The sequence below is a fragment of the Paraburkholderia sp. genome (genome assembly GCF_036488505.1).
Classification (GTDB): Bacteria; Pseudomonadota; Gammaproteobacteria; order Burkholderiales; family Burkholderiaceae; genus Paraburkholderia.
In genome coordinates, this window is record NZ_DASXHN010000297.1 from 1 (window position 1) to 8343 (window position 8343).

The 8343-nt window shown below is 63.6% G+C and carries 9 protein-coding genes; 3 read left to right on the forward strand and 6 right to left on the reverse strand.

What is annotated here, in order from left to right; genetic code table 11:
* Together VGH68_RS17695 and VGH68_RS17700 are read right to left on the reverse strand one after the other, a co-directional pair.
* Nucleotides 1–747, reverse strand: a 747-nt coding sequence (locus VGH68_RS17695) for an ATPase domain-containing protein (RefSeq protein WP_331604956.1), incomplete at its 3' end; no start/stop codon positions are given.
* A complete protein-coding gene (locus VGH68_RS17700; protein ID WP_331604957.1) occupies nt 737–1096 on the reverse strand; it encodes a HigA family addiction module antitoxin in 360 nt (119 codons plus the stop codon). The genes VGH68_RS17700 and VGH68_RS17695, both read right to left, overlap by 11 nt.
* 676 nt (nt 1097–1772) lie before the next feature.
* On the opposite strand from VGH68_RS17700, the gene VGH68_RS17705 reads away from it, so the two are divergent.
* Nucleotides 1773–2090: a hypothetical protein gene (locus tag VGH68_RS17705; RefSeq protein WP_331604958.1), complete on the forward strand. Its 318-nt coding sequence runs from the start codon at nt 1773–1775 to the stop codon at nt 2088–2090.
* Nucleotides 2091–2860: 770 nt separating this feature from the next.
* Here VGH68_RS17705 and VGH68_RS17710 read toward each other — a convergent pair.
* From VGH68_RS17710 to VGH68_RS17725, 4 genes are all read right to left on the reverse strand, one after another.
* Nucleotides 2861–3298 (reverse strand): response regulator, encoded by a 438-nt coding sequence (locus VGH68_RS17710; protein ID WP_331604959.1) that lies wholly within the window; start codon nt 3296–3298, stop codon nt 2861–2863.
* A 139-nt stretch (nt 3299–3437) separates the two neighbouring features.
* Complete coding sequence (locus VGH68_RS17715; protein ID WP_331604960.1) at nt 3438–4247, reverse strand: mechanosensitive ion channel family protein; 810 nt, start codon at nt 4245–4247, stop codon at nt 3438–3440.
* 154 nt (nt 4248–4401) lie between these two features.
* Nucleotides 4402–4902, reverse strand: coding sequence for a GAF domain-containing protein (locus VGH68_RS17720; RefSeq protein WP_331604961.1), 501 nt, complete (start codon nt 4900–4902; stop codon nt 4402–4404).
* Nucleotides 4903–5069: 167 nt separating this feature from the next.
* Nucleotides 5070–5495, reverse strand: coding sequence for a TOBE domain-containing protein (locus VGH68_RS17725; RefSeq protein WP_331604962.1), 426 nt, complete (start codon nt 5493–5495; stop codon nt 5070–5072).
* A 366-nt stretch (nt 5496–5861) separates the two neighbouring features.
* Here VGH68_RS17725 and VGH68_RS17730 point away from each other — a divergent pair, with 366 nt between their 5' ends.
* Both VGH68_RS17730 and VGH68_RS17735 read left to right on the forward strand, forming a co-directional pair.
* Nucleotides 5862–7469 (forward strand): SH3 domain-containing C40 family peptidase, encoded by a 1608-nt coding sequence (locus tag VGH68_RS17730; protein WP_414696960.1) that lies wholly within the window; start codon nt 5862–5864, stop codon nt 7467–7469.
* Nucleotides 7470–7624: 155 nt separating this feature from the next.
* The gene (locus tag VGH68_RS17735) at nt 7625–8101 is read left to right on the forward strand and encodes a VOC family protein (protein ID WP_331604964.1); all 477 of its coding nucleotides are present in this window, start codon (nt 7625–7627) and stop codon (nt 8099–8101) included.
* Nucleotides 8102–8343 lie beyond the last annotated feature (242 nt).

The following is an 8343-nucleotide window of genomic DNA, read 5'->3' on the forward strand; positions in this document are numbered from 1 at the left end:
CACATACCGGGTGCGATGCTCCGCGGCAACAAGACGTGGATAGACCGCTACGCCCCCCGTTCTGATCGTGAAGTCGTGGTAACCACCGCGGTAGCGCTGGCCGCGGTATTTCGACACCTTCAACCGGCGCCGCTCGGCGCCATACTCGGGGGCTAGCTCTTCGAGCTTGATGACGCCGTGCGCGACGCTGTGCACGGTTTTGTCCGTCGCTTCGGACGTCAGATCGTCCAGCAGCAGCACCGTCGCGCCGTGTCGGGAGAAGTAATGTTTGAAGGCGAGGATCTGACGGCGGTAGCGCAGCGAGCTTTGCGCCAACAGCCGGATCTCCGAGAGGCTGTCGATGACCACACGCTTCGGTCTGATCCGTTCGAACTCCCCGAGAATCAGCCGCGTGGTCTCACCCAGTTCGAGGTCGGACGAGTACAGCAGGCTTTGTTGCTGATCGGCATCGAGCAGACTTTCGGGAGGGCTCACCTCGAAGATCGCGATGCCTTCGTCCAATTGCCAGCCGTGCGACGCCGCGCCATTACGCAACTCCTTTTCCGTCTCGGACAAGGTAATGTAAAGACCCTGTTCGTCCGCTTGCGCACCTGCTATCAGGAACCGCAGCGCAATCGTGGTTTTGCCGGTACCCGGATTACCTTCGAGCAGAAACAGATTGCCCTCGGTCAGGCCACCCATCAGGATGTCGTCGAGCCCCGTCACTCCGGTGCGGGCGAGGGGCAAACCGCGTATCTCAGCGTTCATCAAGCGCTCCGATCTGTTTCATTATCTTGCGTGGAAGCGTGTGTCGGGGGATGGTAGAAAGAACGCCGGCCAAAGACGCCCGCGCGCGCTCGATGTCATGCTCGCATTGAAGACGCAGCCAGAACATCGAGGACATGCCGGTCAGCGTTTCGAGGCGGGTGGCCATCTCGGCAGTCACGCTGGCCGAGCCGTCGAGGATGCGGTGCAAGGTCTGGCGCGATACGCCGAGATCTTTTGCCGCCTGGCTCACCGACAGCGCGAGCCCAGGCAGCACGTAGCCGCGCAAAAGTGCGCCCGGATGGCACGCTGCACCCGGGCGACCACCGCGCCAGGAAGGGTTATCGACCATGCTGATTGTCAACCGGGACGTGACACATGCGCCCACTCTAGCACATCCGATGTAACGCACAGGCTGAGTGACGGATCCGCGCGATATGCACGCGCAAGCCGCTCGACGCACTACACGCTGGAACAGACGACGTTGTTCAGAATTAAATTGACGGAAGGCACTGTCACGCGTATGTTGAAATGGATGTTCCCCAAAGCGGGGGCTGCCCACCCCCCCGTCGCATCGACCTCAGGTGGCCTGACGACAGCTGTCTGCCTGATTCCAACCCTCCACGCGCTTAAGCGACGATCTCTTAACGAACATCATCGGCCATAGCGCCTGTTTGCCGCGCGCAATAACGCAGCCCCAGGATACTGCTTTCGTCACATCAGTGACATAAGCGCCCCCCGATGATGTAGCGAATGCAAGAAGACGCTGGTAATGACCGACTCATGGGTTCGGGCAGCGGTACGCGGTCGAACAAACGTAAGCGGAATACCAGTTCAGCAAGCGCTCGCCGCTGTGAAGCGCGAAGTTCGAGTACGCGTGTACCAGATGTCGAGCCGAGAAACTTCGTTCCGGGCCGCTTCCTGTCGCCGGTGCGACTGGTCAGGCGTTTTCGGAGTTCTCGTCTGTCCCGAACCTGCAAAAACGATCGAAAAACCCGCTGCATGCTGCAGCCTGAAGGAGCTACACAATGACAACCATTCGCCACTACCGAGGTCTCGACATTTCCCTGCTCGTGTATCCGCATCGCGCGACTGAACCGGGATATGGTCACAACTACGATGAAGGACTCGATGCATCGATTCGCATAAGCGACCCGGAGTTCATCGCGGACAACCCTCGTAGCCGTTTATTCCGTGTGCCCAGCAAGCGGCCTTTTGCGAATGCAGGTGACGCAAGGCGGGCATCGGTTGCCTACGCCGAAATGCTGATTGATGGTGACGGGTCTGACCGCACCATCTGGGAGTCGCCTGAATGCGCCAGCCAGAGCGATTCGCGCGTGGCGTGACGACCGTAGGCGACGGCGCGCCGGACCGTGCTCGGATCGACCCGCCATTTCCGGTGAGGTTGCCGGCAGCGCGGCCTTGACGAACGGGACTGACTGTCTGACTCGCGAGAGTGCACGCAAATCGGTCGATGGTTGCGAAAGCGTAACGCTGGCGTCAGTTCGTCATTAGGCGCCAAGCCTGGCTGTTTGCGGAGACTGTCGCGAGGGAATCTCTACTCGCCGACAGGAGCAGCGGCGACGACCGACCGCGGCCAACATCGCTATCTTGTCCGCCGGTGCACGACGTGCTCGCCCGGCAGGAGACGAACCTAAAGGGATCGTGGCAACAACGAGCGTAATTTCCGCCGTTGCCAGCACGTGCGCGTCGACGTCGGCTCACGCCAGAAGGGAGAAGTGCATGATCACGAGGAGCAGACAAGCGCTTGCGGACAGGAAGAGCCCTTATACGCGCCATACGGCCGAGGCCGCGATTTCCCATCTCGAACGGATCCTGTCAGCGGAAGGCGCAGATTCAATATTCAGCCGGACCTACTGGCGTTCACGCGTTGAGCAGATCGGCGCGACCCCCGAGTTGGCCCCGGGGCAGCGAGCCAGGCTTGCGAAACTCATCGAGTGTCTGCGCCCCTCACTCGTGGGCAAAGTCTAGTGTGACGGACCGGCCTGCGGAAAATGCACGCGATCGTGGATGACCGGGACCGGCGTCATTATCAGTATCGATTGCCTGCAGGCATGAATGCCGCCAGGCTTGTCTTCCGCAGCATGAGTTGGGATCAAGGCCAGCATCGCGAATCGATGGCTTGCCGGCGTGCCGCGGTGTTGTGCTCGGACGCGCGCGATGGCCGCGTATGGGTCAGGCGTGCCGCAATGAACGTATCCACCGTGTCCAGCAATAATTCCGCAGAGGCCGGCTTTTGCAGGAAAGCAGTCCAGTAGCGGATTTCTCCCGTCGGTTCCGGCATAGCCGACAACAGCACGACCGGTATGTCCGAGAATCCGGTTCGGCTCCTCAAGCGACGGCAAAGCTCCTTGCCGTCCATTTCCGGCATTTGCAAATCGGTCACAACCAGTGCCGGAAAATACGCGTTCGCCTTCTGCAGTGCATCCCGTCCGTTCTCCGCAAGCACGACGCGGTGCCCCCGGCTCTCCAACGCAAGTTGGAGCGCCCGTCGGTTTTCGAGGTCATCGTCGACGAGCAGAACGGTTGACATGGCACGACAGGGTTGAAAGGAACAGTCGGCTTTCGCAAGCCGCGTACCTACCGGCGCCCGCTCCGGTGCCCGGTCGGAATCCGCTTGTATCGGCGAGGGCGCGCGCAGCGCTTGATCCGCGCGAAGCGAACAACGCCCCCTATCCCGCCACCTCACACCCCGCCTGCTGCAACACCTGCTGCGCTCGCTCGTGCAGATCCCCCTGCGCCAGCGACGCATCCGGCGTTCGCACCCACGCCGCAATCCGCAGCCTAGCGCCGCCGTCCTCTGGATAGTCGGCCACCGTCACCACCGGCGCCAACGTCGTCCCGCTCAGCACGCGCGGCTCGTCGGCCACGAGTTTTTGCAACTGCCCTATCGCCGCGTCGACGTCCTTGCGCTGCGCGAGGCCCACCTCGACCTCGATGCGCCGTGTGCCGCCGCGGCTGTAATTGATCACCGGGTTGCTCCAGATCAGGCCGTTCGGCACGAACACGAGGTTGCCGTCGCTGCGTTCGATCCGCGTCGTGAATAGACCCACTTCACGCACGATGCCCGCCACGGCTCCGCTGCCTTCGATTACGTCGCCGACCCGAAACGGCCGCAGCAACAGCAGCATCATGCCGGCCGCGATGTTCTGCAGCGTACCCTGCAGCGCGAGACCGATCGCAAGACCGGCCGCGCCGAGCACCGCCAGCACACTTGCGGTCGCGATACCGACTTCGCCGAGCGCCGCGATAAACGTGAGCACCCGTATCGCCCATGTGCCCATCGCCGCGAGCATCGGCGCGAGCGTCGGGTCCGCGTGCGTGCGAGCCAGCGCGCTCGCGAACATCGCGCCGACACGGTTCGACAGCCACCAGCCGATCACCAGGATCAGCACCGCAAGCGCGATATGAAGGGCGTACTGCGTTATCGTGACGAGCAGCGACGGCTCAAGATGAAATGGACGGGCAAGCAGGTCGTTCATCGGTCTCGTGTCCGGTTGCGTTGTCCCGATGCAGAGCCGAGCAGGATACGTTCCTGTCACCTGTGTTACGTGCCGGGCCCGAGGGACCCGGTGACCGCGCGTACGATGGCGGCTTTCAGGCGCAATCCGGCATGCTGAAAAACTCCCGCGGCAACTACACCCGGCGCGGCAAAGCCGCTTCGATGAACACCGCGCACAGCGCTTGCATCCCGTTCGCATCCTCGTTGTCAAAGCGCGCGACCACCGGGCTGTCGACGTCCCATACGCCAATCAGCGTGCCGTCCGGGGCGACCAGCGGTACGACGAGTTCGGATCGCGACGCCGAATCGCACGCGATATGCCCGGGAAATGCGTGTACGTCACGCACCAGTTGCGTCTCGCGCGTTTGCGCGGCGGTGCCGCAGACACCTTTACCGAGCGGGATGCGCACGCACGCCGGTTTGCCCTGAAACGGGCCGACCACGAGCTCGCGGCCATCGTGAAAATAGAAGCCGGCCCAGTTCAAGTCGCTCAGCGAGTGGAACACCAGCGAGGAAAAATTCGCGGCATTGGCGATCCAGTCAGTTTCGCCAGCGAGCAGCGCGCGCGCCTGCGCGACCAGTTCGTCGTATTGAGCGGCTTTTGACAGATGCGAGGTGGAGGAAACTTCGAACATGACGGCGTCCGTGGGGAAATCGGGAAGAAAAATGACAATAAACGGGGCAGTGTAGAGCAAACAGACGTTCGGCCAGCGGCGATGTTGGCGGCGCGGCGCTTATGAAGCGCACTTGTCGCGCGCGCGTCTGCACAACACGCCAACGTGTGCGAATCGGGCGTCCCCCTTTACTGATCGACACCGATGATTACGCTCGATGCCTTGAAAATCGCGGTCGCCGGCTTGCCGCTCGCGAGTCCGAGACGCTCGGCGCTGTCGTTCGTGATGATGGCGGCGATCCGCGCGCCGCCCGCGCTGATCGTTACTTCCGAATTGACCGCGCCCTTCGTGACCGCGGCCACCGTCCCCTCGATGCAGTTGCGCGCCGACACCTGGTGCTTCGCGACGTCGACCATCACGACGATCGACGATGCCTTCACGAGCGCAAACGCCTGCTTGCCCGCGGCGAGTCCGAGCGAATTCGCGCTGGCGTGCGTGATGATCGCGACGATCTCCAGACCGTCCGGGGTGCGTAGCGTGACTTCGTCATTGACCGCGCCGTGTTTGACGTCGATCACTTCGCCGCTGAATTGGTTGCGTGCGCTGGTTTTCATCGTGTGCTCCTGATTGATAAACGGGCCGTATCCGGATGAAAACACAAAGCGCGGTATCGGATGTGACCACGCAACGCGGATTCAACGGCGGCCCCAACATAGCAAACCATGGGCGTCGCTACGCTACGGTAGCAACAGCACCGGCACTCGCGCGAGCGCGAGGCTAGCGACGCCCCCACATCCTCGACGCCGTCGCCCTGACGCGTGGACCGCCGACCCTTTATTATCGTGCCCTTGAACCCCCTATGCCACCCGCCCACACGCGTCATACGCCGAACCTTTATGCCTGCAGCCGACCCTTTCCGCGCTCTGCCTCGCGTCGCCTTCGCGTCGCGCGGCGCCCGCCGTGCCTGGCAAGCGCTCGCGTTGAGCACCGCGCTCGCGACACTCGTCGGGTGCAGTACTACGGTGCCGCCGCGCGACACACCTGCGTTCATCGACAACGTCACGCTGTTTCCGCTTGGTCGCTATGACCAGGACGTCGACCACTGGCTCGATCCGCAGAGCCCGGATTACGACCAGCCGTTCCTCAGTGCCGCCGAGCAGCGCGCACATTTCGACGCACTGTTCGCGCGTTACTTCGGCACGGGCGCGAACGCGCCGTCGCCATGGAACGGTGCGTACGTCAGCGCGCGCGTCTTTCGCGAACAGGGACAAGACATTGCCGCGCTGCAACAGCATCGCATCGACAAGTTCGACAATACCGGCAAGCACGGCCGCGTGATCGGCTACGGCGAAAACTTCCGGCCGCACGACAACGCATGGATCGACGCAATCGCCCACGATATGAACGTCGCGCAGTTCACGCAGATGCCCGTCTACCAGCCGGAGCGGCGCGCGATCGCAACCGGCAATCTGATGGTGCGCGAGCTGCCGACCACCGATCCGTCGTTCTACGACCATCGTCTGGCCGGCGAAGGCTATCCGTTCGACAATCTGCAAATCTCGGCGGTGCGCCCCGGCACGCCGCTCTATGTGCTCGGCGCGAGTGTCGACGGCGCGTGGCAGTACGTGCAAACGCCGGACGTGCAAGGCTGGGTGCGCAGCGACGGCGTCGCGTTCGCCGACGACCGCTTCATCGACAGCTGGCGCGCGGCGGCCGGCAAGTCGCTGGGCGCGGTGATCGTCGCGTCGGCAGCGCTGAGCGACAGCCGCGGCGTGTTCCGCTTCGACGCGCCGGCGGGCACGATATTGCCGTTGCTGCCGTCGTTGCCCGCAGCGGCGGCGCGCGGCTCCGCTAGCAGTTCTACAAGCACCTCCGCGAGCAGCGAGGCCGGCAGCGAGACGCCCCCCGGCGCCATCCGTGCCGCCAGCAGCGAAACCAGCGCCAGCGCTCCCACGGTGCGCCAGTTGCTGATACCCGCGCGCGGCATCGACGGCCGCGCGCTGATCGTCACCGCGTCGCTCGACGACAGCCAGATCGCACCGATGCCGCTCGCCGCGACGCCGCGCCATCTGGCAACGCTGATGAAGGCGCTGATCGGGCGGCCGTACGGGTGGGGCAACAGCGGGCTTTACAACGACTGCTCGTCGGAACTCCAGAGCATCTTCGCCGCGTTCGGCGTATGGCTGCCGCGCCATTCGTCGACGCAGATGAGCGCCGGCCGCATGGTCGACCTGTCTGCGTCGACACCCGCTGAGCGGCTCGACTATCTGGCGCGGCATGGTTCGCCGTATCGCACGCTGATCTATATCGGCGGCCACGTGATGCTCTACATCGGCAACACGACGCGCGACGGCATCACGGTGCCGGTCGTCTATCAGGACGTATGGGGCTTGCGGCCCGCCGACAACAGCCGGCGCGCGGTGATCGGCGGCTCGGTGATCCTGCCCCTCGACGAGCACATCCCGGAGGACGCGACGCTGCAGTCGCTCGCCGCCACCCGCACGTTCCAGCTCAGCATTCTCGGCGCGCCCGCGGGCAGCGCGCCGCCGTCCGCACCGCCGCCGGACGAGGACAACCCGGCCGGATAGCGCGCGGGCGATCGGCTAAGGCGGGCTCCCGCGCGCCAAAAATATTTTTCCCGGCGTGTCGATCCGGCGGTCACGAACTCGTCGTAACGTTGAAGATCTGGCTTATGAAGCTGGTCTTGCCACTGAGGATCCCGTTACTTCAAGGAGTCACCGTCATGTCTAGCGCAGTCAAACCCATCCCCGATGGGATGCACTCACTCACGCCGTACCTGGTCTGCAAGAATGCGGCCGAAGCGATCGCGTTCTACACGAAAGCCTTCAACGCCGTCGAACAGATCCGCCTGCCGGGGCCGGACGGCAAGGTGATGCACGCGACGCTGAAAATCGGCGACTCGATGCTGATGCTGACCGACGAATGGCCCGAACATCAGATGTTCGACCCGAACACGCTGAAGGGCAGCCCGGTCACGATTCACCTGTACGTGCCCGACGTCGATGCAAGCTACAAGCAGGCGGTCGACGCGGGCGCCACCGCCTGCATGCCCGTCACCGACATGTTCTGGGGCGACCGCTACGGTCAGGTTCAGGACCCGTTCGGCCACAAATGGTCACTCGCGACGCACACGCGCGATCTGAGCCCCGACGAAATCCAGAAGGCGATGAGCGCGTGCTCGTCGGCCGAGCAGAAATAGCCCGCTTGCAAGCTGCTTTTGAGCAGCCGGTAAGCGGCTGTACCCGGAGGCGATCGGCGGATAATCGCCTGGTGATGGCTGCTCACCGCGGGTGAAGAGCCCCCCGATCGCTGAATGACCGCAAAACGGCGGCGCGGCTTCCTCGCCGCACCGCCGCCCGCCGTTCCAAAAAACCCCGAAGCCAATCCGCAGCGGTTCCAAAGGAGCAACGTCATGCAGAAAATCGCACCCTGCCTGTGGTT